Annotated in this window: 26 protein-coding genes, 3 tRNA genes and 2 pseudogenes; 8 read left to right on the plus strand and 23 right to left on the minus strand. The window is 70.8% G+C overall.

All coding sequences use genetic code 11. The features are described from left to right. Positions 1-113: 113 nt before the first annotated feature. Entirely contained in the window at positions 114-1133 is a 1020-nt protein-coding gene (locus ACU6WZ_RS11035; protein WP_447032991.1) for an adenosine deaminase, read from the plus strand. A gap of 16 nt (positions 1134-1149) precedes the next feature. Beyond that, a pseudogene (locus ACU6WZ_RS11040) lies at positions 1150-1401 on the plus strand (NAD(P)H-binding protein); the annotation flags it as partial. Between the two features lie 47 nt (positions 1402-1448). Here the strand turns inward: ACU6WZ_RS11040 and ACU6WZ_RS11045 are convergent. From ACU6WZ_RS11045 to ACU6WZ_RS11080, 8 genes are all read right to left on the minus strand, one after another. Next, positions 1449-2504, minus strand: a complete 1056-nt coding sequence (locus ACU6WZ_RS11045; protein WP_447032993.1) for a UDP-N-acetylmuramate dehydrogenase — start codon at positions 2502-2504, stop codon at positions 1449-1451. Positions 2505-2570: 66 nt separating this feature from the next. Continuing rightward, a complete protein-coding gene (locus ACU6WZ_RS11050; RefSeq protein WP_447032995.1) occupies positions 2571-3998 on the minus strand; it encodes an MFS transporter in 1428 nt (475 codons plus the stop codon). Between the two features lie 79 nt (positions 3999-4077). Then, a complete protein-coding gene (locus ACU6WZ_RS11055; RefSeq protein ID WP_447032997.1) occupies positions 4078-4647 on the minus strand; it encodes a TetR/AcrR family transcriptional regulator in 570 nt (189 codons plus the stop codon). A gap of 460 nt (positions 4648-5107) precedes the next feature. Next, the gene (locus ACU6WZ_RS11060; RefSeq protein WP_447032999.1) at positions 5108-5536 is read right to left on the minus strand and encodes a MaoC family dehydratase; all 429 of its coding nucleotides are present in this window, start codon (positions 5534-5536) and stop codon (positions 5108-5110) included. Continuing rightward, complete coding sequence (locus ACU6WZ_RS11065) at positions 5536-5988, minus strand: FAS1-like dehydratase domain-containing protein (protein ID WP_447033000.1); 453 nt, start codon at positions 5986-5988, stop codon at positions 5536-5538. Before ACU6WZ_RS11065 ends, ACU6WZ_RS11060 begins: the two co-directional genes overlap by 1 nt. A gap of 140 nt (positions 5989-6128) precedes the next feature. Further along, positions 6129-6293 (minus strand): 50S ribosomal protein L33, encoded by a 165-nt coding sequence (rpmG, locus tag ACU6WZ_RS11070; RefSeq protein WP_003956487.1) that lies wholly within the window; start codon positions 6291-6293, stop codon positions 6129-6131. A gap of 89 nt (positions 6294-6382) precedes the next feature. Continuing rightward, a tRNA-Met gene (locus tag ACU6WZ_RS11075) sits at positions 6383-6455 on the minus strand. Between the two features lie 47 nt (positions 6456-6502). After that, positions 6503-6575: transfer RNA gene (locus tag ACU6WZ_RS11080), tRNA-Thr, on the minus strand. Positions 6576-6870: 295 nt separating this feature from the next. On the opposite strand from ACU6WZ_RS11080, the gene ACU6WZ_RS11085 reads away from it, so the two are divergent. Then, positions 6871-8142, plus strand: coding sequence for an amidohydrolase family protein (locus tag ACU6WZ_RS11085; RefSeq protein ID WP_447033003.1), 1272 nt, complete (start codon positions 6871-6873; stop codon positions 8140-8142). 126 nt (positions 8143-8268) lie between these two features. Then, the gene (locus tag ACU6WZ_RS11090) at positions 8269-8925 is read left to right on the plus strand and encodes an SDR family oxidoreductase (protein WP_447033004.1); all 657 of its coding nucleotides are present in this window, start codon (positions 8269-8271) and stop codon (positions 8923-8925) included. Positions 8926-9053: 128 nt separating this feature from the next. Here ACU6WZ_RS11090 and ACU6WZ_RS11095 read toward each other — a convergent pair. After that, positions 9054-9135, minus strand: a tRNA-Tyr gene (locus tag ACU6WZ_RS11095). A 226-nt stretch (positions 9136-9361) separates the two neighbouring features. Between ACU6WZ_RS11095 and ACU6WZ_RS11100 the strand changes: the two genes are divergently transcribed. Then, positions 9362-9850 carry a YajQ family cyclic di-GMP-binding protein gene (locus tag ACU6WZ_RS11100; protein WP_447033006.1) on the plus strand — a complete coding sequence of 163 codons (489 nt, stop codon included), beginning with the start codon at positions 9362-9364 and terminating at the stop codon, positions 9848-9850. A 112-nt stretch (positions 9851-9962) separates the two neighbouring features. Here ACU6WZ_RS11100 and ACU6WZ_RS11105 read toward each other — a convergent pair whose 3' ends face one another. After that, complete coding sequence (locus tag ACU6WZ_RS11105; protein WP_447033008.1) at positions 9963-10163, minus strand: hypothetical protein; 201 nt, start codon at positions 10161-10163, stop codon at positions 9963-9965. Positions 10164-10180: 17 nt separating this feature from the next. Here ACU6WZ_RS11105 and ACU6WZ_RS11110 point away from each other — a divergent pair, with 17 nt between their 5' ends. From ACU6WZ_RS11110 to ACU6WZ_RS11120, 3 genes are all read left to right on the plus strand, one after another. Beyond that, entirely contained in the window at positions 10181-10633 is a 453-nt protein-coding gene (locus ACU6WZ_RS11110) for an NUDIX hydrolase (RefSeq protein WP_447033010.1), read from the plus strand. Between the two features lie 140 nt (positions 10634-10773). Then, complete coding sequence (locus ACU6WZ_RS11115) at positions 10774-11292, plus strand: methylated-DNA--[protein]-cysteine S-methyltransferase (RefSeq protein WP_447033011.1); 519 nt, start codon at positions 10774-10776, stop codon at positions 11290-11292. Continuing rightward, positions 11289-12104 carry an alpha-ketoglutarate-dependent dioxygenase AlkB family protein gene (locus ACU6WZ_RS11120; RefSeq protein WP_447033012.1) on the plus strand — a complete coding sequence of 272 codons (816 nt, stop codon included), beginning with the start codon at positions 11289-11291 and terminating at the stop codon, positions 12102-12104. Before ACU6WZ_RS11115 ends, ACU6WZ_RS11120 begins: the two co-directional genes overlap by 4 nt. Positions 12105-12296: 192 nt before the next feature. On the opposite strand, the pseudogene ACU6WZ_RS11125 reads toward ACU6WZ_RS11120, so the two are convergent. The 13 genes and pseudogenes from ACU6WZ_RS11125 to ACU6WZ_RS11185 form a co-directional block, all read right to left on the minus strand. After that, a pseudogene (locus ACU6WZ_RS11125) lies at positions 12297-12565 on the minus strand (GlsB/YeaQ/YmgE family stress response membrane protein). 390 nt (positions 12566-12955) lie between these two features. After that, positions 12956-13348: a YccF domain-containing protein gene (locus ACU6WZ_RS11130; protein WP_447033013.1), complete on the minus strand. Its 393-nt coding sequence runs from the start codon at positions 13346-13348 to the stop codon at positions 12956-12958. After that, positions 13345-14208 (minus strand): zinc metalloprotease HtpX, encoded by an 864-nt coding sequence (htpX, locus tag ACU6WZ_RS11135; RefSeq protein ID WP_447033014.1) that lies wholly within the window; start codon positions 14206-14208, stop codon positions 13345-13347. The genes ACU6WZ_RS11130 and htpX overlap by 4 nt, the downstream gene beginning before the upstream one ends. A 143-nt stretch (positions 14209-14351) precedes the next feature. Then, entirely contained in the window at positions 14352-15857 is a 1506-nt protein-coding gene (locus ACU6WZ_RS11140) for an NADH-quinone oxidoreductase subunit N (protein WP_447033015.1), read from the minus strand. Beyond that, the gene (locus ACU6WZ_RS11145; RefSeq protein ID WP_447033017.1) at positions 15854-17428 is read right to left on the minus strand and encodes a complex I subunit 4 family protein; all 1575 of its coding nucleotides are present in this window, start codon (positions 17426-17428) and stop codon (positions 15854-15856) included. Before ACU6WZ_RS11145 ends, ACU6WZ_RS11140 begins: the two co-directional genes overlap by 4 nt. A gap of 3 nt (positions 17429-17431) precedes the next feature. Then, positions 17432-19426: an NADH-quinone oxidoreductase subunit 5 family protein gene (locus tag ACU6WZ_RS11150; RefSeq protein ID WP_447033019.1), complete on the minus strand. Its 1995-nt coding sequence runs from the start codon at positions 19424-19426 to the stop codon at positions 17432-17434. Next, positions 19423-19794, minus strand: a complete 372-nt coding sequence (gene nuoK / locus ACU6WZ_RS11155) for an NADH-quinone oxidoreductase subunit NuoK (RefSeq protein WP_447033020.1) — start codon at positions 19792-19794, stop codon at positions 19423-19425. The genes ACU6WZ_RS11150 and nuoK overlap by 4 nt, the downstream gene beginning before the upstream one ends. Continuing rightward, complete coding sequence (locus ACU6WZ_RS11160; RefSeq protein WP_447033021.1) at positions 19794-20393, minus strand: NADH-quinone oxidoreductase subunit J family protein; 600 nt, start codon at positions 20391-20393, stop codon at positions 19794-19796. The genes nuoK and ACU6WZ_RS11160 overlap by 1 nt, the downstream gene beginning before the upstream one ends. Further along, entirely contained in the window at positions 20390-21064 is a 675-nt protein-coding gene (locus ACU6WZ_RS11165) for a NuoI/complex I 23 kDa subunit family protein (RefSeq protein ID WP_447033022.1), read from the minus strand. The genes ACU6WZ_RS11160 and ACU6WZ_RS11165 overlap by 4 nt, the downstream gene beginning before the upstream one ends. After that, positions 21064-22032, minus strand: coding sequence for a complex I subunit 1/NuoH family protein (locus ACU6WZ_RS11170; protein ID WP_447033024.1), 969 nt, complete (start codon positions 22030-22032; stop codon positions 21064-21066). The genes ACU6WZ_RS11165 and ACU6WZ_RS11170 overlap by 1 nt, the downstream gene beginning before the upstream one ends. After that, positions 22029-23096 carry an NADH-quinone oxidoreductase subunit C gene (locus tag ACU6WZ_RS11175; RefSeq protein ID WP_447033026.1) on the minus strand — a complete coding sequence of 356 codons (1068 nt, stop codon included), beginning with the start codon at positions 23094-23096 and terminating at the stop codon, positions 22029-22031. The genes ACU6WZ_RS11170 and ACU6WZ_RS11175 overlap by 4 nt, the downstream gene beginning before the upstream one ends. Further along, complete coding sequence (locus ACU6WZ_RS11180) at positions 23093-23740, minus strand: NADH-quinone oxidoreductase subunit B (protein ID WP_447033028.1); 648 nt, start codon at positions 23738-23740, stop codon at positions 23093-23095. Before ACU6WZ_RS11180 ends, ACU6WZ_RS11175 begins: the two co-directional genes overlap by 4 nt. After that, on the minus strand, positions 23731-24123 hold the full coding sequence (locus ACU6WZ_RS11185) for an NADH-quinone oxidoreductase subunit A (RefSeq protein WP_447033029.1): 393 nt from the start codon (positions 24121-24123) through the stop codon (positions 23731-23733). The genes ACU6WZ_RS11180 and ACU6WZ_RS11185 overlap by 10 nt, the downstream gene beginning before the upstream one ends. Between the last annotated feature and the right edge of the window lie 130 nt (positions 24124-24253).

Here is a 24253-nt window from a genome sequence, read left to right on the forward strand (position 1 = left end):
CGCGTGCGTGACGGGCTCCCGGCGGCTGCCGGGGGCCCGTTTCTGCGTTCGGTGCGCTACTCGTTCGAGAAAAGGAGCTTCCGGGCGGCCCGTGCGTGCGGCAGGATCTTGGGATGTTGAGTGTTCGCGATGTCCGACTGCTGCCGAAGGCCCATCTGCATCTGCACTTCACCGGGTCGATGCGGCCCGGGACGCTGCTTGAGCTGGCCGACAAGTACGGCGTACACCTGCCCGAGGCGCTGACCAGCGGGGAACCGCCGAAGCTGCGGGCGACCGACGAGCGCGGCTGGTTCCGCTTCCAGCGGCTGTACGACGCCGCGCGGTCGTGTCTGCGGGAGCCCGACGACATCCGGCGGCTCGTGCGGGAGGCCGCGGAGGAGGACGTCAGGGACGGCTCCGGGTGGCTGGAGATCCAGGTCGACCCGACGTCGTACGCCCCGCTGCTCGGCGGTCTGATTCCGGCGCTGGAGATCATCCTGGACGCGGTGGACAGCGCGTCGCGCGAGACCGGGCTCGGGATGCGGGTCGTGGTCGCGGCGAACCGGATGAAGCATCCGCTGGACGCGCGCACGCTGGCCCGGCTGGCCGTGCGGTACGCGGACCGCGGCGTCGTCGGCTTCGGGCTCTCCAACGATGAGCGCAGGGGCATGGCCAGGGACTTCGACCGCGCGTTCGCCATCGCGCGGGAGGGCGGGCTGCTCGCGGCGCCGCACGGCGGGGAGCTGACCGGGCCGGCTTCCGTGCGGGACTGCCTGGACGATCTGCGGGCCACCCGGATCGGGCACGGCGTACGGGCGGCCGAGGACCCGCGGCTGCTGCGCAAGCTCGCGGAGCGGGGGGTGACCTGCGAGGTGTGTCCGGCCTCGAATGTGGCGCTCGGTGTGTACGAGAAGCCGGAGGACGTACCGCTGCGGACGCTGTACGACGCCGGGGTGCCGATGGCGCTGGGCGCGGACGATCCGCTGCTGTTCGGGTCGCGGCTGGCGGACCAGTACGAGCTGGTGCGCCGCCACCACGCGTTCACGGACGCCGAACTGGCCGAGCTGGCACGGCAGTCGGTGCGGGGGTCGGCCGCGCCGGACGACGTACAGGCGAAACTGCTCGCCGGCGTGGACCACTGGCTGGCCAGCTGATTCCACCCAGCGCGGTGCGGAGGGCGCGCGACGCCTGCTGGTGGTCAGCGCGGCGCCGCTGGGTGCGGTGGCGGACTCGGCGACGGACTGGACGTCGGCGCGTCCGCCGAAGCTTGCGAACCGGCCGGTGACGGGTACGTACCGAACGGCAGTCGGCGGCAATTCGCGCAGTGGCCGCGCCATCGGTCGGGCGGACGTGGCGCACGCGATGCTGTCGATGATCTCGGACCCGGCGACGGTGAAGCGGGGCGTGGGGGTCGCGTACTGACGCCGGGGGCGCGGCGGTTCGGCCTCGCGCACGCGCCCACGGCACCCCTAAACGCTGACGCCCACCGTCACCGGCTCATTCACCAGCGTCACCCCAAATGCCACTCGCACGCCCGCGACGACCTCCCGCGCGAGCGCCAGGAGGTCCTCCGTCGTCGCCTCGCCCCGGTTCGTGAGGGCCAGCGTGTGTTTGGTGGAGATGCGTGCCGGACCCGAGCCGTACCCCTTCGTGAAGCCCGCCTTGTCGATCAGCCATGCCGCCGATGTCTTCGTTCCGCCGTTGTCGGCGGGGAAGGCCGGCGGCGTGACATCCGCGCCGAGCCGCTCCTGGGCGCGCGCCAGGAAGGCGGCGTACTCCTCGGTCGACAGGATGGGGTTGGTGAAGAAGGAGCCCGCCGACCACGTGTCGTGGTCCTCGGGGTCCAGCACCATGCCCTTGCCGGCCCGCAGCGCGAGCACCGTCTCGCGGGCCGCCGCCAGCGGCACGCGGTCGCCCGCGAGGACGCCCAGGGCGCGTGCGGTCTCGGAGTACTTGACCGGCGCTGACATCCCGCCCGCGTCCTCCAGCTCGAAGCGGACGCGCAGCACGACGTATCGCTCGGGGTGCTGCTTGAAGCGGCTGTGCCGGTACGAGAACGCGCACTCGGCCGCGGGAACGGTCAGCGTCCGGCGCTCGCGGCGGTCGTACGCCACGACTTCGGTGATCACGCCGGACACTTCCTGGCCGTACGCCCCCACGTTCTGAATCGGCGTGGCGCCGGCCGAGCCGGGGATCCCGGCGAGGCACTCGATGCCTGCGAGGCCGGCTTCGACGGTGCGGGCGACGGCGTCGGTCCAGACCTCGCCGGCGGCAAGCTCCAGGCGCGTGCCGTCGAGGTGGAACCCGGCGGTCGCGATGCGCAGGGCGGTGCCTTCGAAGCCCTTGTCGCCGATGACCAGGTTGCTTCCGCCGCCGATGACGAGCAGCGGGGTGCCCGCCTCGTCGGCCTCGCGGACGGCTGCGATCACCTCGTCGTCGGTGGTGGCCGTGACCAGGCGGGTCGCGGGGCCGCCGAGCCGGAAGGTGGTCAGGGGGGCGAGGGGGGCGTCGTGGAGTTCCTGCACGGGGACAAGCGTACGGGGCGCCTCCGACAATGGGAGGCCCCCCGTACGGCGACCGGGGATCACGGGTCAGTGGACGAGCTGCTTCTCGTGGTCCTCCTCCGGAGCGCCCTCCGGCGTGGTGAGCCCCGGCGGGATGAGCAGGCCCACCACCGCCGCCAGCCCCACGGCCGCGGCGCCGATCCACAGGGCGGGAAGCAGGCCGTCGGTGAAGGCGTCGGGGGTTTCGAAGCCGCCCTGGGCCGCGAACACCGAGCCCATCACGGCCACACCGAGGGCGCCGCCGACTTCGCGCAGCGCGTTGTTGGCCCCGGAGGCAATGCCCTGCTCGGCGGTGCGGACGCTGGACATGACCAGGCTGGCGGCGGGCGCGAAGTACAGCGCCATGCCGATGCCGCTGAGGATCAGCCCGGGGAGCTGGGCGGCATACGAGACGTCCGGGCCGAGTACAGCCGCGAAGTACGCGAGGCCCACGGCCTGGAGCGCGAGGCCGGCGACGACGACCGGACGGCCGCCGATGCGGTCGGAGAGGTAACCGGCGAAGGGCGCGACGACCAGCGGCACGGCGGTCCAGGGGAGCATGCGCAGGCCGGCCTCGGTGGGCGAGTAGCCGAGGACGTTCTGCAGGAACTGGCTGAGCAGGAAGATCGAGCCGAACATGCCCAGGAACATCAGCAGGCTCGCCACGTTGATGCCGAAGAACGCGCGGTCACGGAAGAGCCGCATGGGGAGCATGGGGTTCTTGGCCCTGATGCCGTGGTGGATGAAGGCGCCGATGAGCCCGCCGCCCGCGATCAGTCCGGTGAGGATCGGGGCGCTCCCCCAGCCGTCCGCCTGCCCGTTGACCAGGGCGTACACGATGCCGAAGAGGCCGCCGCTGACGAGCAGGGTGCCACGGACGTCGAGCCTGGCGTCCGGTGCGTACGACTCGGCCAGGTGAAGCCGGGAGAGCGGCAGGAGCGCCAGGCCGATGGGTACGTTCAGCCAGAAGATCCACTGCCAGGAGATGTGCTCGGTGAGGCTGCCGCCGATGAGCGGGCCGCTGGCCACCGCGAGTCCGCCGACGGCGCTGAAGATGCCCAGTGCCACGCCCCGGCGCTCCGCGGGGACGGCGGCGACGAGCAGGGTGAGGGTGAGCGGCATCATGATCGCGGCGCCGACGCCCTGCACGGCTCGGGCGGCGATCAGGGAGTCGATGCCGGGTGCGAGGGCGGCGGCGGCCGAAGCGCCGGTGAAGATCACCATGCCGATCATCAGGAGCCTGCGGCGGCCGAAGCGGTCGCCGAGGGCGGCGCCCAGCATCAGCAGGACGGCGAAGGTCAGGGTGTACGCGCTGACCGTCCACTCCAGGTCTTCGATGCCGCCGCCGAGGTCCTCGCGGATGGACGGGAGGGCCGTGGTGACGACGAGGTTGTCGAGTGCCGCCATGAATTCGGCGGTGCTGGTGATGACGAGCGCCCAGATGACAGCCGCGCGTCCGGCGGTTTTCTGTTGCATACTTCCCCCTGCGATTAGTTATTGATCACTAACTTGCCTGGACAGAAAGCACTCACGCTGGACGCGATCCATGCCGTGCCTACCTCGCCTGCTCCCGCAGCTGCGATACCGGAACCGTGGACAGGGCGAAGCCGGACCACACCCGATGGCCGACCGGGAAGCCGAGCGAGGCGAGGACGTTGATCAGCATCCCGTAGGAAACGAAAGCCGTCGTCTCGTCCGCGTCCGCACCGAGCAGCTGGTGGGACGAATCCCAGAGCGCTTCCCACTCGGCCCGGATCGACTCGCCGAACTCGTGGTCACCGGCGGCCTCGGCCGCGGACACGGCGACGTACATCTGCATCTGGAGCAGCAGCCGGTCGGGGTCGTCGGCGAGCAGCTGGCGGTAGGCCGCCGCCATGGCCAGGTGCGCGTCCTCGGGCAAAACCTCGCGCGCGGCGTCGGCCATGGCCTGCCGGGTCTCGGTCAGGCAGCGGGTGGCGGCGGCGAGGAAGAGCTCCTGCTTGTTCTTGAACAGCCGGAAGAGATACGGCTGCGAGACCCCTACCCGCTTGGCGATCGCCTCTGTGGAGGTGCCGTTGTAGCCGCCGCGGGCGAACTCTGTCATCGCCGCGCGGATGACGCTCTCACGTCGCTCGTCTGCGCTCATCCGGACCATAATTCGAAGTTAGTGGTCAATAACTAACTTGTCAACGGACGACGTGCGCGGGTCGACGGCGGTAACGGCCTGGTGCGCGATAGGGGGCGGATCAGCCCGCGGCGTCGGATGCGGTGCATCGCAAGGCGGCGGAGCGTCCTCATAGCGGAGCTATTAGGGGGTGTCCGACAATTCCCCGTGGGTCAAGGAGCGGCGTCCGGTGCGTGCGATCGCAAGGCGCCGGACAGTCCTCGTAGCGGAGCTACCAGGGCTTTTCGGCAACGCTGCGAGCGTGCGTGCCGGACGCCGCGACGCCGCGCGGAATTGTCAGACACCCCCTAGCTAGGGCATTTCGCCAACGCAGCGAGGTGCCGTAGCCGGCGTCGCGGGCCCGTCCCCTATCGCGCACCAGGCCGTAAGAGGCACCCGCCCTTGCGGAAGCCCCTTACGCGCCGAAAGGCTCGTGCCTTTGTCAGGCGAGCTGGACGACCGCGCGGGCCATGCCCAGCACCTTCTGTCCCGCGCTCGTCGCCATCAGGTCCACCCGGACCCTGTTGTCGTCCAGCAGCATGGCGACCTTGGCGCCGACCTCGATCAGCGCGCCCTGCTCGTTGTTCGGTACGACGACGGGCCTGGTGAAACGCACGCCGTACTCGACGACCGCGGCCGGGTCGCCCGTCCAGTCGGTGACCACGCGGATCGCCTCGGCCATGGTGAACATGCCGTGCGCGATCACGTCCGGCAGCCCGACCCCGGTGGCGAACGCCTCGTTCCAGTGGATCGGGTTGAAGTCACCGGACGCACCCGCGTACCGCACGAGCGTTTCACGCGTCACGGGAAAGGACTGCGCCGGCAGCTCGGTGCCGACCTCGACGTCCGTGTAGGAGATCTTCGCCGTCATCACGCCTCCTCGGCCCGGCGCGCGACGAGCTTCGTCCACGCCGTCACCACATGCTCGCCGGTCTCGTCGTGGACCTCACCGCGGATGTCCACGATCTCGTTGCCCGCCATCGACTTGACCGCCTCTATGGTCGAGGTGACCGACAGCCGGTCCCCCGCACGCACCGGTCGCCGATAGGCGAACTTCTGGTCACCGTGCACCACGCGGCTGTAGTCCAGACCCAGTTGCGGGTCCTGAACGACCTGTCCCGCCGCCTTGAAGGTGATGGCGAAGACGAAGGTCGGCGGCGCGATCACATCGGGGTGGCCGAGCGCCTTGGCGGCTTCCGGATCGATGTACGCGGGATTCGCGTCGCCCACGGCCTCGGCGAACTCGCGGATCTTCTCCCGGCCGACCTCGTACGGTGCGGTGGGCGGATAGGCCCGCCCGACGAAGGACTGGTCGAGCGCCATGGACTCGTACCTCCTGATGCATGAGGCTTGGGGCTTGATGCCTTGCCTGATGAATGGAACGGTCCGGCCGCAGCAGCCGGCCGGACAAACGACACGAGGCCGCCCCCGAAGTGGGGACGGCCTCGCATACGAGCCTGTTTTTAGCGCGTTTCGCGGTGCGCGGTGTGCGAGTTGCAGCGCGGGCAGTGCTTCTTCATCTCAAGACGGTCCGGGTTGTTACGCCGGTTCTTCTTGGTGATGTAGTTCCGCTCCTTGCACTCCACGCAGGCCAGCGTGATCTTCGGGCGGACGTCGGTGGCAGCCACGTGAGTGCTCCTTGGACGGACGGATGAACGGATGAACGCATAACAGAGTAGCCGATCGAAGGACCGACCCAACAATCGGCTACCGTGTGTAGCGGTGACCGGACTTGAACCGGTGACACAGCGATTATGAGCCGCTTGCTCTACCGACTGAGCTACACCGCTTTGATGGCGGATCCCCCCGTCCGAGGACGGGGGTCACCGATCACCAGAGCCCCAATACGGAATCGAACCGTAGACCTTCTCCTTACCATGGAGACGCTCTACCGACTGAGCTATTGGGGCGAGCGATGAAGACATTACACGCTCGCCCACCGATCGCCCAAATCCGTTTCGCGGGCGCATACCCGGGCAGCGGCACCCCGGTCCCAGGCGCCGCTCAGAGCCCACTCGTACCCCGCCCGTAACCCCACTCGTACGCCACTCGTGCCCACACCGGTATGACTATTTCGCTCCTCCTCGAAGGCTGGTTTACGGCGCCCTAGGCTCGTCTCACGCTGCGTGATTTTGATCTTGCGCCCCGAGCCGCACAGCCCCACCAGGCCGCACAGCCAGGCCGCTCAGCCCCACCAGGAGCCCGATGTCCGACAGCCACCCGCAGTCGCCCCACCCGTCCGGCGGCAGCTCGGGGAACAGTGAGGGCGCTCAGGGCGCCGACGGCCAGGCACTCCTGCTCTGCGGCGCACGCCTCACCGACGGCCGCATCGTGGACGTCCGGCTCAGCGGCGGGCGCATCGAGGCCGTCGGCACCATCGGCAGCCTCCCCGCCGCGGGTGCGCGCGTGGACCTCGGCGGTCACCTGCTGCTGCCGGCCCCGGCCGAACCCCACGCGCACAGCGACACCGCTCTCACCGCCGACGCGGGCGGCCCTGTCCCGTACGGCGCCGAGGATGTCCAGCGGCGCACCACCGAGGCGGCGTTGCTGCAGCTGGGGCACGGTGCGACGGCGCTGCGTTCGCACGTACGGATCGGGGACGTGCAGGGGCTGACTTCCATGGAGGCGGTTCTGCAGGCGCGTCGTTCACTGCGCGGGCTGGCCGACCTGACCGCCGTCGCCGTGCCCCGGCTGCTCACCGGTCTCGCCGGCGCCGAGGGCCTGGCTATGCTCCGGGACGCCCTGAAGATGGGCGCCGGGGCGGTGGGCGGCTGCCCGGATCTCGACCCCGACCCGGCCGGCTACACCGAGGCGGTGCTGGAGGTCGCCGCCGAGCACGGCTGCCCAGTGGACCTTCATACGGAGGGTGACGATCCGGCCCGGCTCGCGCGGCTCGCGGCGATGGCCGCCGGGCTGCGCCCCGGGGTCACCCTCGGCCCGTGCGCCGGCCTCTCCCGGCTGCCGCTGGACGCCGTGAGGCGCGCCGCCGGCCAGCTGGCGGCGGCAGGGGTGAGCGTGGTGTGCCTGCCGCAGGGCGACTGCGCCGCGGTGGAGCGGCGCGGCGCGGGCCCGGCCCCGGTGCGGCTGCTGCGGGCGGCCGGGGTGCGGGTGGCGGCGGGCAGCGGGGCGCTGCGGGACGTGGCGAACCCGGTGGGGCGCGGGGACCCTCTGGAGGCGGCGTACCTGCTGGCCTCGCAGGGTGGGATGCGGGCCACGGAGGCGTACGCGGCGGTTAGTTCGGTGGCACGGGCAGCGATGGGGCTGCCGGAGGTGCGGGTCGAGGCGGGCTTCCCGGCCGAGCTGCTCGCCGTACGCGGGGAGCGCATCGAGGGGGTGCTGTCCCTGGCGTACAGCCGGGTGGTCGTGCACCGGGGGCGCGTGGTGGCGCGTACGAGCGCGGTGCGTGAGTACTGCGATTCGGCGGCCGCCGTGGCACTCGATCTGCCCCGGCAGGGGCGGAGCGGGGGCGGGCCCTGAGGGCGGCCGGGGCCGGGCTCCGGAGGCGGGGTTCGGAGGCGGGGTTCGGAGGCGGGCTCCGGAGGCCGCTTCGCAGCGTGCGGGATGGGGCGGCGTGCGGGCACGGGGCGGCGTACGGTCGAAGACATGCGCATTGTCATCGCAGGTGGACATGGTCAGATCGCGTTGCGGCTTGAGCGGTTGCTCGCCGCGCGCGGATACGGGGTCGCTGGCATCATCCGTGATGCCGCGCAGAGCGAGGATCTGAGGGCGGCGGGCGCCGAACCGGTCGTGCTGGACCTGGAATCGGCTTCCGTCGAGCAGGTTGCCGAGGTGCTGGAAGGGGCCGACGCCGTCGTCTTCGCGGCAGGCGCGGGGCCGGGCAGCACCACGGAGCGCAAGGAGACGGTGGACCGGGGCGCGGCCATGCTCATGGCGGACGCCGCCGAACGGTCGGGCGTACGCCGCTTCCTCGTCGTGTCGTCGATGGGCGCCGATGCCGCGCATGCGGGCGACGAGGTCTTCGACCTGTATCTGCGCGCCAAGGGCGCGGCGGACGAGGCGGTACGGTCCCGGGTCGGCCTGGGCTGGACGATTCTGCGGCCTGGCAGCCTGACGAACGACGCGGGCACGGGGCTGGTGCATCTCGGCGCTTCGACGGGGCGCGGCGCTGTGGCGCGCGACGACGTGGCGGCCGTCCTGGCCGAGCTGCTGGAGACGCCGTCGACGGCGGGGCTGACGCTGGAGCTGATCGGCGGCTCGGTGCCGGTCACGGTCGCCGTGAAGGACGTCGCCGGCAACTGAGCGGGGATGGCGTGCGGGTGACGGGCCGTCCGAGGGCGGGCCGTCCGGGGGGCACCGGCCGTCCCGGGAAACGCGAAAAACCCCTTCCGGATCACATCTCTGCGATCCGGAAGGGGTTTCCCTGCCTGTGGCGGCGCCAGGATTCGAACCTGGGAAGGCTAAGCCGGCGGATTTACAGTCCGCTCCCATTGGCCACTCGGGCACACCGCCATGGGATGTCGCCTTGGTACGCCCCGCCTGGGCGGCGTTGTTCCGTGGCAACGACGTAAACGATACCTGATGCCCGGGGGTGCTCCGCCACCGGATTGATCAGCGCTGGGAGGGGACGCGGGTGGCTAGGCTTTGCGGGAGCGGCCCGTAAGCCCCGGCCGCTCCACCGCCCAGTGAGGCACCCGACACCGACACCCCGTCCCCCGATGACAAGGAGCCACAGGACATGGCCGACTCCAGTTTCGACATCGTCTCCAAGGTCGAGCGGCAGGAGGTCGACAACGCCCTCAACCAGGCCGCCAAGGAGATCTCGCAGCGCTACGACTTCAAGAACGTCGGCGCCTCGATCGATTGGTCCGGCGAGAAGATCCTGATGCAGGCCAACTCGGAGGAGCGGGTCAAGGCGATCCTCGACGTCTTCGAGACCAAGCTGATCAAGCGCGGGATCTCGCTCAAGGTGCTGGACGCCGGCGAGCCGCAGCTGTCCGGCAAGGAGTACAAGATCTTCGCCTCCATCGAGGAGGGCATCTCCCAGGACAACGCCAAGAAGGTCGCGAAGATCATCCGCGATGAGGGCCCCAAGGGCGTCAAGGCGCAGGTCCAGGGCGACGAGCTGCGAGTCAGCTCGAAGAGCCGCGACGACCTGCAGGCCGTGCAGGCGCTGCTGAAGGGCAAGGACTTCGACTTCGCGCTGCAGTACGTGAACTACCGCTGATCAAGTGATCTGACCTGTACGGGCGTCGCCAGGCGGACTGCACAGGGCACGACGGGGGCACAACGCCGAGGACGGCCTCGACGGCGGCCCCCGTTGTGTCCTCCTCGTCACGTCACGTGCGATCAGCCGCCGCGCCGGACGGGCTCGCGGTCTGGTTGGGGAAGACCAGCCGTGCTGTGCGCCGGCGCGGCTTCCGCGGCGCGGTCCGGTCCTCGATCTTCACCCCGGGCGCGGGAAGCCGCTCAAGGTGCGCGGCGAGCGCGTCCACCGCAGCCGCGCCCGGCGGTAGCGTCTGCGGCCACACCAGACCCATCGACCCCCGGTGACCTCGTGAGCGCACAGCCCGCACAGCCCGCACAGCCCGTGATCGACACGCACGTCATCCTGCGCGACGGCGACAAGATCTTGCTTTCCCAGCGCGGCGGACCGTACGGCCACGGCCGATGGCACGCTCCGTCGGGAAAGCTCGACGGCGGTGAGACTCTCACTGTCGGCGCCGCGCGCGAGCTGCGCGAGGAGACCGGCGTTCGCGTCGACCCCGAGCACCTGCGGCTCGTACACACCGTGCACCACAAGCAGTCTGCGGACATCGAGCGCATCGGCTTCTTCTTCGAGGCCACCGAGTGGCAGGGCGAACCCGAGAACCGTGAGCCCGAGAAGTGCCTCGGCCTCTCCTGGTTCACCGTGCTCGAGCTGCCCGAGGACCTCATCGAGTACCCCGCAGCCGGCCTGTACGGCTACCTCGACGGCGGTCGCCCGCTCACCTTGCACGGGTGGCAGTAGCCACGCCGCGCCCGCCGTCATGTCCGAATTCCGCCAGCTCCGGCGGGCGCGGCGGCGCAGACTCGTCGTGACGATGACGATGAGAACGAGAACGAGGACGAGAACGAGGACGAGGACGAGGACGAGGGAAGGTACGGGCCATGACCGTCTACACGACCATGGACAGCCCGCTGGGTGAGCTGCTGCTGGCGGGCGAGGAGTCCGCGACCGCCGTGGGCGGCACGGCGCTGGCCTCGCTGTCGGTGCGGGGCCAGAAGGGCGGGGTCGCCGTCGAGGACGTGCCGGGCGGATGGCGGCGTACGACCGCGGCCTTCGAGGAGATCGAGCGGCAGGTACGGGCGTACTTCGCCGGGCAGTTGACGCGCTTCGACGTGGAGTACACCTCCGGCGTGGGTACGGAGTTCCAGCGGCGGGTGTGGGCCGCGCTGGAGGGTGTTCCGTACGGCAGCACGACGTCGTACGGGAAGCTTGCCGAGGGGATCGGGGTGTCGCGGGCCGGGGTGCGGGCGCTGGGGACGGCAATCGGGCGCAATCCGCTGCTCGTGGTGCGGCCGTGTCACCGGGTAATTGGGGCGGACGGGTCGCTGGCGGGGTACGCGGGCGGCCTGGAGCGCAAGCGGCGGCTGCTGGAGCTCGAGGGCGGCGGGGCGTTGGGGTGAGCGGGCTGTTTCCGCTTCCGCGGGAGCGGGCCGAGATCGCGCCGGGGGCGGTGCATGTGCCGGGCTGGCTGTCGGTGGCCTCGCAGCGGGAGCTGGTGGAGGCGTGCCGGGAGTGGGCGCGGGGGCCGGTGCCGATCCGGCGGACCCGGCTGCCGAACGGCGGGGTGATGTCGGTGCGGACGGTGTGCGTGGGGTGGCACTGGCAGCCGTACCGGTACACGCGTACGGCCGGGGATGTGAACGGGCCGCGGGTCGCCGCGTTTCCCGAGTGGCTGACGGGGTTGGGGCGGCGGGCGCTGGTGGCGGCGTACGAAGATGACGGGGCGGGGGTCGGTGGGACGGGCGTCGGTGGGACGGGCGTCGGTGGGGCGGGGGTCGGTGGGACGGGGGTCGGTGGGGCGGGGGTCGGTGGGACGGGCGTCGGTGGTGGAGCGGCTGTCGGTGGGGCGGGGGTCGGTGGGGCGGCGGGTGAGTACGCGCCGGACACCGCGCTCGTCAACTTCTACGCCGGCGACGCGAAGATGGGAATGCACCAGGACAAGGACGAGAAGTCCTCGGCGCCCGTGGTGTCGCTGAGCATTGGCGACAGCTGTGTCTTCCGCTTCGGCAACTCGCAGAGCCGGGGGCGGCCGTACACGGATGTGGAGCTGGGGTCCGGGGATCTGTTCGTGTTCGGCGGGCCTTCGCGCTTCGCGTACCACGGCGTACCGAAGGTGTTGCCGGGGACGGGTGATCCGGCGACCGGGATGGCGGGCGGGCGGTTGAACATCACGCTGCGGGAGACCGGGCTGAGGGAGTCGGGTCCGGGCTGACCTCCGGCCGGCGATGCTCCCTAGCTTGAGATTTAACCTCCGGATTCGAACAGCTCCGACCAGCCCTTACTGCCGCACGAGCAGGCTCCGCAGCACAGTCGGAAATCTAAGCAAGTCGGGACAAACGGTGCGCATGCTGGTTCCGTGAAGCCGACTTGCGGTCGTGTTCGAGCGGCGAGGTTAAATCTCAAGCTAGCGGGAGCGGGAGTGGCCGAAAAGGATGCGGTAGACGATCAGGAGGGCGAGCGCGCCGCCGATCGCCGCGACCCAGGTGGCCCCGTCGTAGAACTCATTGGCCACCGGACGGTCGAGATAGCGCGCCGAGCCCCAGCCGCCGATGAACGCGCCCGCGACACCGATGAGTGTGGTGCCGATGATGCCGCCGGGTCGCGTCCGGGCAGCAGGATCTTGGCGACGGCGCCGGCGAGAAGCCCGAGAACGATCCAGCTGATGATGCCCATGGAGTGAATCTGCCTTTCCTGTGGTCGGGTAAACCACAGGACGCAGCGGGGGCGTGGGGCGGTTGCCCGAGGTCAGTAGGGTGCGGCGCATGACACAGGAACCGGGGCGCTGCTGCTGGCGGCGGTGGTGGTGGTGGTGGTGGTGGTGGCGTGAGGTGCGCTTCGGGGTCGGTGCCGTGCCGGGGCGTCTCCTCGGGTGCCGAACGTTCGGCTACGTCGAGTTGTTCGGGGTGTTTGCGTTCGACACCCTGCGGGGAGCGCCCCGGCACGGCCCCTCCCGGCGACTCCCTCGGGACGCGGGCCGGGCGTTTGGCGGGGGCGAAGCCTGCTCGGCATCCTGCCGGGAGCGCACCGGCACGGTCCCTCCCGGCACCTCGGAGCGCGGAGCGGTCAGCGGGTTGCGAATGGCTGGTCCGTGGGGACGATTTCTCGGCCCAGGGGGAGCAGTGAGAGCGGGATCATCTTGAAGTTGGCGATGCCGAACGGGATGCCGATGATCGTGATGCACAGCGTGATGCCCGTGACGATGTGACTCAGCGCCAGCCACCAGCCCGCCAGGACCAGCCACAGGACGTTGCCGACCATGGAGGCCGCTCCCGCGTCGTGGCGCTCCGTGGCGGCGTAGCCGAACGGCCAGAGTGCGTAGCGGCCGATGCGGAACGCGGCCACGCCGAAGGGGATGCCGATGATGGTGACGCACAGGAGCAGGCCCGCGAGCATGTAGCCGAGGAAGAGCCAGAAGCCGCTGAGGACCAGCCAGATGACGTTGAGGATTGTCTTCACGGGCGGTGACCTGCCATCTGTTCGAGTCGTGCGATGCGCTCCGACATGGGCGGGTGGGTGGAGAACAGCTTGGACGCTCCCCTGCCCGGGCCGAAGGGGTTCGCGATCATCATATGGCTCGCGGTTTCGATACGGGGCTCCGGTGGGAGGGGCAGCTGCTTCGTACCCGCGTCGAGTTTGCGCAGGGCGCTGGCGAGGGCGAGGGGGTCGCCAGTGAGCTGCGCGCCGGACGCGTCCGCCTGGTATTCGCGGGACCGGCTTACCGCCAGTTGGATGACGGAAGCGGCGAGTGGGCCCAGGATCATGATGAGCAGCATCCCGAAGATGCCGGGGCCCTCGTCGTCGTTGGACCGGCCGATGGGGATCAGCCAGGCGAAGTTGACCAGGAACATGATCACCGAGGCCAGGGCGCCGGCGACTGACGAGATCAGGATGTCGCGGTTGTAGACATGGCTGAGCTCGTGGCCGATGACTCCGCGCAGCTCGCGTTCGTCCAGGAGACGCAGGATGCCGTCGGTGCAGCAGACCGCCGCGTTGCGGGGGTTCCGGCCGGTCGCGAACGCGTTGGGGGCCTGGGTGGGCGAGATGTACAGGCGCGGCATCGGCTGGCGGGCTTGCGTGGAGAGGTCGCGGACCATGCGGTACAGCTGGGGCGCCTCGAATTCACTCACGGGGCGGGCCCGCATGGCGCGCAGGGCCAGCTTGTCGCTGTTCCAGTACGCGTAGGCGTTGGTGGCGAGGGCTACGCAGACCGCGACGATCAGGCCCGTACGGCCGAACAAGCTGCCGATGACGATGATGAGTGCGGACAGTCCCCCGAGGAGTACGGCGGTCCTCAGCCCGTTGTGCCGGCGGTGCACGGCGCGCCCTCCAAATGGTGCGGCAGGGGAACCCCTTGCTGTGGGGGGGTGCTTCCACATCCAGTGGACCCTCCCTTACTGGTCAACGCCGAGCGAGGGGGGCTAGTTCCCTTGTGCCGCGGGCCGCATGTTGGGCCATGCGGTTACTGGAAGAGGTTGCCCGTCGCGAAGCGCAGGACCAGTTGCGGGGCGCCGGACAGCACGATGGCGGTGATCGCGGTGAGGGCGATGGCGAGCGTGACCGGGGCGGGGACGGCGTGGGGGGAGGTTTCGCCCTCGGGGGCGCGGAAGAGGACCGCGGTCCATTGGAGGTAGTAGTAGAGGGCGATCACGACGTTCACCGCCATGACCACGGCCAGCCAGCCGAGTCCCGCGTCCACTGCCGCGGAGAAGACGGTCACCTTCGCGAAGAGACCGACGATGCCGGGCGGCAGACCCGCGAGACACAGCAGGAAGAAGCCGAGCGCGAGGGCGGCCAGGGGGCGCGTCGCGTAGAGGCCGCGGTAGTCGGCGATCCGGTTCAGCGGGTGCGTACGGGCGACCAGGGCGGCGACGGCGAAGGCGCCGAGGTTCACCACGGCGTACATGAGGGCGTACGCGACGGTGGAGCCGATCTGGTCGTCGCTGGAGTACGCGGCGGCCGCGATCGGGACCAGGAGGTAGCCGGCCTGTCCGACCGAGGACCAGGCGAGGAGCCGGACCGCACTGTACGCGCGCGTGGGCGACTGGCGGAGGGCTGCCAGGTTGCCGACCGTCATGGTGAGCGCGGCCAGGACCGCGAGCGCGGGGCCCCACACGTCGGCGTACGACGGGAACGCGACGACGGTGACGAGGATGAGGCCCGTGAAGCCGACCGCCTTGCCGATCACGGAGAGGTACGCGGCGACGGGCAGGGGGGCTCCGACGTAGGTGTCGGGGACCCAGAAGTGGAAGGGCACCGCGGCCGTCTTGAAGGCGAACCCGACGAGGGTCAGGGCGACACCCGCCTGGGCGAGCGTGTCCAGGCGCGCGGGTACGTCGTCCAGGCGGACGGCGATCTCGGTGAGGTGCAGGGTGCCGGTCGTCGCGTAGACGAAGCTGACGCCGAGCAGCATGACCGCGGTCGCGGTGACGGAGGACAGGAAGAACTTCAGGGCGGCCTCGGAGGAGAGGCGGTCGCCGCGCCGCAGGCCGACGAGGGCGAAGGCCGGCAGGGAGGCGACTTCGAGTGCGACGACGAGAGTCGCGAGGTCGCGGGAGGCGGGGAGGAGGGCGGCCCCTGCCGCTGATGAGAGCAGCAGGAACCAGTATTCGCCCGCGGGCAGCTTGTCCTTGGCCGTCTCGGTCAGCGAGAGCAGCGCGGTCAGCAGTGCGCCGCCCAGCACCAGGAACTGGATGACGAGGGTGAAGTGGTCGGCCGTGTAGCTGCAGACCTGCGCGTCGGAGTTCAGGCAGAAGGTGGTGCGGTCGCCCGCGCGCAGCGGGAGGAGGGTGAGCAACGCGGCGGCCAGGCCTGCGATGGAGAGGAGGCCCAGGAGGTGCTTCTTGCGTTCGGGCAGGAAGAGGTCGGCGACCAGGGCGGTCAGGGCGACCACTGCCGTGATCGTCGGAGGTGCGATCGCGAGCCAGTCGACGGACTGGACGAGGCTGGCGCTTTCGGCCACGGTCACGACTTGCCTCCTGCGAGGAGCTTCTGCACGGCCGGGTCGGTGAGGCCGAGGAGGACAGCGGGCCACAGGCCGGCGAGGACGGTGAGGGCGACGAGCGGGGTCCAGGCGACGGCTTCGTAGCCCTGGATGTCGGCGATCGGCCGGGCGGTGTCCTGCGGTACGCCCATGCAGACTCGGCGTACGACGACGAGCAGGTACGCGGCGGTGAGCAGGGTGCCGAGGCCGGCGATGGCCATGAAGGTGAGGAAGGCGGGGCGGCTGAGGCCTTCGGCCGGGTCGAAGGCTCCGAACATGGTGAGCATCTCGCCCCAGAAACCGGCGAGTCCGGGCAGTCCGAGGGAGGCGACCGCGGCAAAGGCGAGGAGGGCGCCGAGGCGGGGGGCGCGGCCGTAGAGCGCCGCGCCGGTGGCGCCGGCGAGGGTGTCGAGGTCGGCGGTGCCGTAGCGGTCCTTGAGGGCGCCGACCAGGAAGAACAGCAGTCCGGTAATCAGGCCGTGGGCGATGTTCGCGAAGAGGGCGCCGTTGACTCCGGTGGGGGTCATCGATGCGATGCCGAGGAGTACGAAGCCCATGTGGCCCACGGAGGAGTAGGCGATCAGGCGCTTGAGGTCGCCCTTGGCGCCGTTGCGGGCCAGGGCGAGGCAGGCCAGGGAGCCGTAGATGATGCCGACGACCGCGAGGGCGGCCAGGTAGGGCGCGAAGGTGCGCATGCCGTCGGGGGCGATGGGCAGGGCGATGCGTACGAACCCGTACGTGCCCATCTTCAGCAGGACGCCGGCGAGGAGGACCGATCCGACGGTGGGGGCGGCGGTGTGGGCGTCCGGGAGCCAGCTGTGCAGGGGCCACATCGGGGTCTTCACGGCGAGCCCGATGCCGATCGCCAGAACGGCGATGACCTGCGCGGATGCGGTCAGGCCACGGCCGTTGTCAGTGGCGAGTGCCACCATGTCGAATGTGCCCGATTTCAGGCCGATGAGGAGGAGACCGAGGAGCATGACGACGGAGCCGAGCAGTGTGTAGAGGATGAACTTCCAGGCCGCGGCGCGGCGTTGTTCGCCGCCCCAGCGCGCGATCAGGAAGTACATCGGGATGAGGACCATCTCGAACGCCAGGAAGAACAGCAGGAGATCGAGGACGGCGAAGGTGGCGAGGGTGCCGGACTCCAGGACGAGAAGGAGCGCGACGAATGCTTTCGGGGACGGGCCCGTCGGCATCTTGAAGTAGCTGTAGAGCGCGCAGAGGAAGGTCAGCAGCGCGCTCAGCACGAGGAGGGGGAGCGAGATGCCGTCGATGCCGAGATGGATCCTGACGTCGAGCGCCGGGATCCAGCTGATGTCGGTCGTGGCCTGCATTGTTGCCGGGTTGTCGTGGTGGAAGCCGACGGTGAGGGCGAGCGCGGCGAGCAGGACGGCGCCGGTGACGACGACGCCGTGGCGGAGCACGGCCTGGTCGGGGGTCTTGCCCTTGAGTCCGGGCGGGGCCGGGAGGAGAGCGGCGGCGGCGCCGGCGAGCGGGGCGATGACGATGAACGCCAGGAGGAACTGCATCACGGACGGGCTGATATCGATCACGGCTCACGCTCCGACGGCGGCGACGATGACGGCGGCGATCGCCAGGACGACTGAGCCGGCTAGCAGTGCGCTGAGGTAGGTCTGCACGTTGCCGGTCTGGGCGCGGCGCACTCCCGCGCCGAGCAGGCGCGGGAGTGCGCCGGCGCCGCGTACGTAGGTGTCGACGACCTCACGGTCCAGGAACCGGACGAGTTCGGCGGCGGCCAGGACGGGGCGTACGAACAGGGCGTGGTAGACCGCGTCGAGGTGGAAGCCGGCAGCCGCGTGGCGGTGCAGCGGGCCCAGCAGGAGGCGGCCGGGGTCGGCGGGGTCGGGAGCCGAGGCGATGTCGCCGTAGGCGGGGGTGTGGGAGGCGATGGCTTCCGCCTCGGAGGCGGCCGGGCCGTCCTCGGGGTGGGCGGCCACCGCTCCCATCGGGGGGCGGGCGGCCAGGGCGGTGGTGTGGCGCCAGGCCGCGTAGGTGACCAGACCGCCGACGACGGCGACCCCCGTACCGAGGACGGCGGTGGTGAGTGTCGGGGTGAGGGCGTGGCCGTCGAACCAGTCGGCGAGGTAACCGACGGTGAGGCCGAGGCCGAGTGAGGGGACGGCGAGGAACCACAGCACGCCGTTCATGACGAGCGGCTCCCTGGATGGGGCCGGGGCGGCGGGTCCGCTCCCCCGGAAGGCCAGCAGCCACAGCCGGGTGGCGTACGCCGCGGTGAGGAGGGCGGTGAGCAGGCCGGCGACGAGCACGGTCAGGCCGGCCCCGGAGGGGACGCCCTCGGTGTCGCCGAGGGTGGCGTGTTCGGCGGCGACGAGGACAGCTTCCTTGGAGAAGAAGCCGGCGAAGGGCGGGATCGCGGCGAGCGCGAACAGGGCGATGCTCATCGTCCAGTACGCGTCCGGGATGCGCTTGGCGAGGCCGCCCATGCGGGACATGGCGGCCAGCGAGTTGGTGCCGGCCGCATGGATGATCACGCCGGCCCCGAGGAAGAGGAGCGCCTTGAAAGCGCCGTGCGAGATGAGGTGGAAGACGGCGGCGCCGCGGTCGGCGACGGCCAGGGCGGCCGTCATGTAGCCGAGCTGACCGATCGTCGAATAGGCGAGGACGCGCTTGATGTCGTCCTGGGCCAGGGCGGCGAGCGCCGAGCCGACCATCGTGACCGCGGCCATCACGGCGAGGACGGTCAAGGCCGCCGCGGAGGCGGCGAAGACGGGGAGGAGGCGGGCCACGAAGTACACACCGGCGGCGACCATCGTCGCGGCGTGGATGAGGGCGGAGACGGGCGTGGGGCCCGCCATCGCGTCGGGTAGCCAGGTGTGCAGCGGGAACTGGGCGGACTTGCCGGCCACCCCGGCGAGCAGCAGCAGCGCGATGAGCGTCGGGTGGTCGAGGCCGCCGGAGGCGACGGCGCCAAGGACGCCAGTGATACGGAACGTACCGGCGTCGGCGGCGAGGGCGAACAGGCCGAACAGGAAGGGGACATCACCGAGCTTGGTGATCAGGAAGGCCTTGAGGGAGGCGGCGCGCGCCTGGGGCGTCTCCCAGTAGTGGCCGACCAGGAAGTACGAGCAGATGCCCATGATCTCCCAGCCCACCAGCAGCACCATCAGGTCGCCGGAGTAGACGACGAGCAGCATGGCGGAGGTGAAGAGGGACACCAGGGCCGCGTACGAGGGGTAGCGCGGGTCGTCGCGGAGGTAGCCCGTCGAGTAGAGCTGCACGCACGTCGCGACGACGCCGACCAGCACGGCGACGAGGACCGCGAAGCCGTCGAGGTGCAGGGCGAGATCGATGGGGACCGAGCCGGTGGGGGTGAGCCGAGTCGAGGCGTCGACCGGCTCGCCGCCGCCCTGGCGCACGGCGACGACGACGGCCAGCGCGGCGGCGGCCACGGTCGGCAGGACCGCGAGGGGGCGGACGAACCCGGGGGCCGTGCGGCCCAGCAGCAGGCCGGCCACGGCGGCCAGAAAGGGCAGGAGGGGAACGAGTACGGCGAGGGTCGTGGTCGTCACGCGGTGGCCTCGGCCTTCTGCGCCGCCGGGGCGGGAACTGCGGTGTTGTCGTCGTCGGCCCGGCCCTCGGCGGTGTCACGCAGCTTGTCGATGTCCGAGCTTCCGCGGTTGCGGTAGACCATCAGGACGATCGCCAGCCCGATACCGATCTCCGCCGCGGCGATGGCGATGGTGAAGAGGGTGAGTGCCTGGCCGGCGTGGAGGGCGTCGCGGAGCCAGACGTCGAAGGCGACCAGGTTGAGGTTGACGGCGTTGAGCATCAGCTCGACGGACATCAGGACCAGGATCGCGTTGCGGCGCGCGAGCACTCCGTACAGCCCGGTGCAGAAGAGGAGGGCGGCGAGCACGGCGGGGTAGGCGAGGTGCATCAGCGCTGCTCCCTGTCGTTGGCACGCTTGTCACGCTTGTTCTCGGTGTCGCTCTTGCGGGAGAGGACGATGGCGCCGACGAGAGCGGCGAGCAGCAGCACCGAGAGCGCCTCGAAGGGCAGCACCCAGTGCTGGAAGAGGAACTCGCCCGTCATCCGGGTGGAGCCCTGGGCCGGCCCGTCCAGGTCGATCCAGGTGGTGCGGAACGCGTCCACGACCACCCAGACGAGCGCGGCGGCCGCGGCGACGGCGACGGTGAGCGCGGCCCAGCGGTTGGCCGAGTCGGCGTCCGGTGAGCGGCCGATGGGGGCCTTGGTGAGCATCAGGCCGAAAAGGAGGAGGACGACCACGGAACCGACGTAGATCAGTACCTGTACCCAGGCGATGAACTCGGCCGTCAGCAGGAGGTATTCGACGGCGAGGCCGCCGAGCGCCATGACCAGCCAGAGTGCGGCGTGCACCAGCTGCTTGGTCGTGACCGTGACGACGGCCGCGCCGAGGGTGGCGACGCCGACGAGGAGGAACGCGATCTCGACGCCGGTCGGGGAGAGGAATCCGGGGCCCGCGGCTGCGGCTGCGGTTGCGGCGAAGGCGCTCATTCACCGGCCTCCGGATCCTGCTGCTCGGTGGGCTGCTGCGGGGATGCCTGCGCCTGCGGGGCCTGTTCCTGCGGGGCCTGTTCCTGCGGAGCCTGGGCCTGCGGAGCCTGGGCCTGCGGGGTGGCCTGTTCCTGCGCGGCCTGTTGCTGCGCGGCGGCGAGCTTGTCGGCGGCCTTGCGGGCCGCCGCGATCTCCTTCGGCTCCTCCGCGCCCGGATCCAGCGCGGGTGGCGCCGGCACCGTCCACATCCACTCGCGGAGCTTGTCCCGTTCGTGGGTGAGTTCGTGGATGTCGGTCTCGGCGTACTCGAACTCCGGTGACCAGAAGAGCGCGTCGAAGGGGCAGACCTCGATGCAGATGCCGCAGTACATGCAGAGCGCGAAGTCGATCGCGAAGCGGTCGAGGACGTTGCGGCTGCGCTCACGCCCACCGGGGACGGCGGCCGGCACCGTCTCCTTGTGCGAGTCGATGTAGATGCACCAGTCGGGGCACTCGCGGGCGCAGAGCATGCAGACGGTGCAGTTCTCCTCGAACAGGCCGATCACCCCGCGCGAGCGGGGCGGGAGTTCGGGCTGGACGTCGGGGTACTGCGCGGTGACGGTTTTCTTCGTCATCGTGCGGAGTGTGACGGCCAGGCCCTTGGCGAGGCCGGAGCCGGGGATCGGAGGCATTACTGGATCGCCACCTTCACGATGCCGGTGAGCGCGATCTGCGCGAGAGCGAGCGGGATGAGTACGGTCCAGGCGAGCTTCTGGAGCTGGTCCTCGCGCAGCCGCGGGTAGGTCACGCGCAGCCAGATGACGCCGAAGGCGAGGACCGCGGTCTTGAGGAGCGTCCACACCCAGCCGAGGCCGTCGGCGCCCCACGGGCCGTGCCAGCCGCCGAGGAAGAGGACGGTGGTCAGACCGCACAGGACGACGATTCCGGCGTACTCCGCGAGTAGGAACAGCGCGAAGCGCAGGCCCGTGTACTCGGTGTACGCACCGAAGATGATCTCCGAGTCGGCGACCGGCATGTCGAACGGGGGGCGCTGCAGCTCGGCGAGTCCGGCGACGAAGAAGACGAGGGCGCCGACGATCTGCCAGGGCAGCCACCACCACTCGAAGGCGTCCAGGATGCCGGTCAGGGAGACGGTGCCGGCCGCCATCGCCACGGAGGCGGCGGCGAGCAGCATCGGCAGTTCGTAGGCGAGCAGCTGCGCGGCGGTGCGCAGGCCGCCGAGGAGGGAGAACTTGTTGGCCGAGGCCCAGCCGGCCATGAGCGAGCCGAGCACGCCGACGCCCATGACCGCGAGCACGAAGAAGATGCCCGCGTCGACGACCTGGCCGACCGCGCCCTCACCGGGGCCGATCGGGATGGCCACGAGCACCAAGAGGTACGGGAGGAGTGCTACGGCGGGGGCGAGCTGGAAGATCCGGCGGTCGGCGTTGGCCGGGACGATGTCTTCCTTCTGGGCGAACTTGACTCCGTCCGCGACGAGTTGCGCCCAGCCGTGGAAGCCGCCGGCGTACATCGGTCCGAGGCGGCCCTGCATGTGAGCCATGACCTTGTGCTCGGTCTGGCCCACGACGAGCGGGAGCACCAGGAACACGGCGAAGACGATGAGCAGCCGGAGGGCGACATCGAGTACGTCGTTCACGCGTCGTCGCTCCCTCGGTCTTCGTCGGCGGCGTTCTTGTCCGCGGCGTTCTTGTCCGCGGCGTTCTTGTCCGCGGCGTTCTTGTCCGCGGCGTTCTTGTCGGCGGAGCCCTTGTCCGCGGAGCCCTTGTCAGCGGGGCCCGCCTCTGCGGAGTCTGCGTCCTCGAACGCGGGACGCGGGTTGTGCCAGGGCGCGTCCGCGCTGCCGGCCGGCCCCGAGGCGGGCGCGCCGTCCTCGGGCGCGTTCCCCGAAGCGGCGGTGGGCTCGGGCGGCCGGGCCGCCGGGCGTTCCGGGGTCACGGCGGGGGCTCGGGGCGGGGTGGGTGGGGGCGGGGGCGGGGAAGGTGGGGGCGTCGGGTCCTGGGACTGGGCGGCCGAACCCTCTGTGACGCTGCGGGCCCGGCGGGGTGGGCGGTCCGCGCCGGCCGCGCCCACGCGCGGGGTGCGGGCCGGGCGGGACGGGGCCGGCGGGAGCTGGCCCTTCAGGGGACCCCACTCGTTCGGGTCCGGTACGCCCGGCGGCAGCATCTGGCGACGCTTGGGCCCACCGTGCGCCGCGCCCGCCGCAGGCTCCCCCGGCTCCTTGGCCCCCGGCCACGCCTTCGCGACCCGCGCCGCCAGGACGAAGTCCTTGCGCAGCGGGTGACCCTCGAAGCCCTCCGGCAGGAGCAGCGGCACCAGGTGCGGGTGGTCCGTGAAGTCGACGCCGAACATCTCGTGCGTCTCGCGTTCGTGCCACGCCGCGCCCGCGTAGATCTCCACGGCGGTGGGCAGGACGGGCGCCGAGTGCGGGACCGTCGTACGGACGAGGAGGCGGCGCACCGTACGGCCTCCGAGGGCCACGACGTGGGCGCAGACGCGGAAGCCCGTGCCCGGCTCGTCGACCGCGCTCAGCCAGTCGAAGTAGGTGCAGCCGAGCTTGTCGCGCGCGATCTCCAGCGCCGCGATCCACCCGCCGGCCGGGACGTCGACGGTCAGCAGGTCGTAGCCGCGCTCGGCCGTCGCTTCGGCGCCGAAGATCTCGGTGACGGCGTCGGGCAGGCTGTCGTAGGCGTTGCCGCTCACTTCTCACCCTCCCCCTGAGGCGACGCCGGAGACGGAGACGACGCGGGAGCCGGAGGGGCCGGAGGTGCGATCAGGCCGCTCTGCAGCGCCGCCTTGGAGGCCGGCCGCCCGTGACCGTAGCGCTCGCTCAGCGACTCGCGGGCGATCTTCTCCTGCAGCTTGAGGATGCCCTGCAGCAGCGCCTCGGGCCGCGGCGGGCAGCCCGGTACGTACACGTCGACCGGGATGATCTGGTCGACGCCCTTCGTCACGGAGTACGAGTCCCAGTACGGCCCGCCGCAGTTGGAGCAGGCGCCGAAGGAGATGACGTATTTCGGCTCGGGCATCTGCTCGTACAGCCGCTTCACGGCCGGGGCCATCTTGTCCGTCACCGTGCCGGATACGACCATCAGGTCGGCCTGGCGAGGACCGGGCGCGAAGGGGATCACACCGAGCCGGATGAAGTCGTGCCGGGCCATCGACGCCGCGATGAACTCGATCGCGCAGCAGGCGAGACCGAAGTTGAAGACCCACAGGCTGTAGCGGCGGCCCCAGTTGAGGACCACCTTCATGGGTTCGGGCGCGAGGCGGGACAGTACTCCCAGACGCTGCGGCCCGGGAAGCGCCGGCTCGGGGAGATCGACGGGGGCAGGGGTCACGTCCATTCGAGGACGCCCTTCTTCCATGCGTACAGCAGTCCCACGGCCAGGAAGCCGAGGAAGATGAACATTTCGACCAGCGTCGTCGCACCGTATGCGGGCTCCGCGAAGACCGTCGCCCACGGGAACAGGAAAATCGAGTCGACGGCGAAGATCACGTACAGGAACGCGTACACGTAGTAGCGGACCTGTGTGTGCGCCCACCCCTCGCCGACCGGGTCGACGCCGCACTCGTACGTCAGCAGCTTCTCCGGCGTCGGCACCGCCGGGCGCAGCAGTCGCCCGGCCCCGAAGGCCACGGCGACGAAGAGCACGCCGACGGCCGCCAGCAGTCCGACGACCGAGTAACTCTGGAAGTACCCGTCCGCGAGAACAGTGGTTTCCGGCACGTCCGCCCCTCGCTCCCTGACCTCGTTGCACCCTGTTCGACGATCTGTACGCACGGGAGTCTAGGCCCTGGTAAATGCCGGGTAAGCAGCCGCGTCACACCACGGGGTGGGGTTATCCCCACTTCCTCCC

It is taken from the genome of Streptomyces hypolithicus, from assembly GCF_052934925.1.

What these genes read in the sequence shown, in the direction of transcription:
- ACU6WZ_RS11035 (WP_447032991.1), top strand. Translation starts at nt 114, where the DNA reads ATGTTGAGTGTTCGCGATGTCCGACTGCTGCCGAAGGCCCATCTGCAT.
- ACU6WZ_RS11050 (WP_447032995.1), bottom strand. Translation starts at nt 3,998, where the DNA reads ATGCAACAGAAAACCGCCGGACGCGCGGCTGTCATCTGGGCGCTCGTC.
- ACU6WZ_RS11055 (WP_447032997.1), bottom strand. Translation starts at nt 4,647, where the DNA reads ATGAGCGCAGACGAGCGACGTGAGAGCGTCATCCGCGCGGCGATGACA.
- ACU6WZ_RS11060 (WP_447032999.1), bottom strand. Translation starts at nt 5,536, where the DNA reads ATGACGGCGAAGATCTCCTACACGGACGTCGAGGTCGGCACCGAGCTG.
- ACU6WZ_RS11065 (WP_447033000.1), bottom strand. Translation starts at nt 5,988, where the DNA reads ATGGCGCTCGACCAGTCCTTCGTCGGGCGGGCCTATCCGCCCACCGCA.
- ACU6WZ_RS11085 (WP_447033003.1), top strand. Translation starts at nt 6,871, where the DNA reads ATGTCCGACAGCCACCCGCAGTCGCCCCACCCGTCCGGCGGCAGCTCG.
- ACU6WZ_RS11090 (WP_447033004.1), top strand. Translation starts at nt 8,269, where the DNA reads ATGCGCATTGTCATCGCAGGTGGACATGGTCAGATCGCGTTGCGGCTT.
- ACU6WZ_RS11100 (WP_447033006.1), top strand. Translation starts at nt 9,362, where the DNA reads ATGGCCGACTCCAGTTTCGACATCGTCTCCAAGGTCGAGCGGCAGGAG.
- ACU6WZ_RS11105 (WP_447033008.1), bottom strand. Translation starts at nt 10,163, where the DNA reads ATGGGTCTGGTGTGGCCGCAGACGCTACCGCCGGGCGCGGCTGCGGTG.
- ACU6WZ_RS11115 (WP_447033011.1), top strand. Translation starts at nt 10,774, where the DNA reads ATGACCGTCTACACGACCATGGACAGCCCGCTGGGTGAGCTGCTGCTG.
- nuoK (WP_447033020.1), bottom strand. Translation starts at nt 19,794, where the DNA reads ATGCACCTCGCCTACCCCGCCGTGCTCGCCGCCCTCCTCTTCTGCACC.
- ACU6WZ_RS11160 (WP_447033021.1), bottom strand. Translation starts at nt 20,393, where the DNA reads ATGAGCGCCTTCGCCGCAACCGCAGCCGCAGCCGCGGGCCCCGGATTC.
- ACU6WZ_RS11165 (WP_447033022.1), bottom strand. Translation starts at nt 21,064, where the DNA reads ATGCCTCCGATCCCCGGCTCCGGCCTCGCCAAGGGCCTGGCCGTCACA.
- ACU6WZ_RS11180 (WP_447033028.1), bottom strand. Translation starts at nt 23,740, where the DNA reads ATGGACGTGACCCCTGCCCCCGTCGATCTCCCCGAGCCGGCGCTTCCC.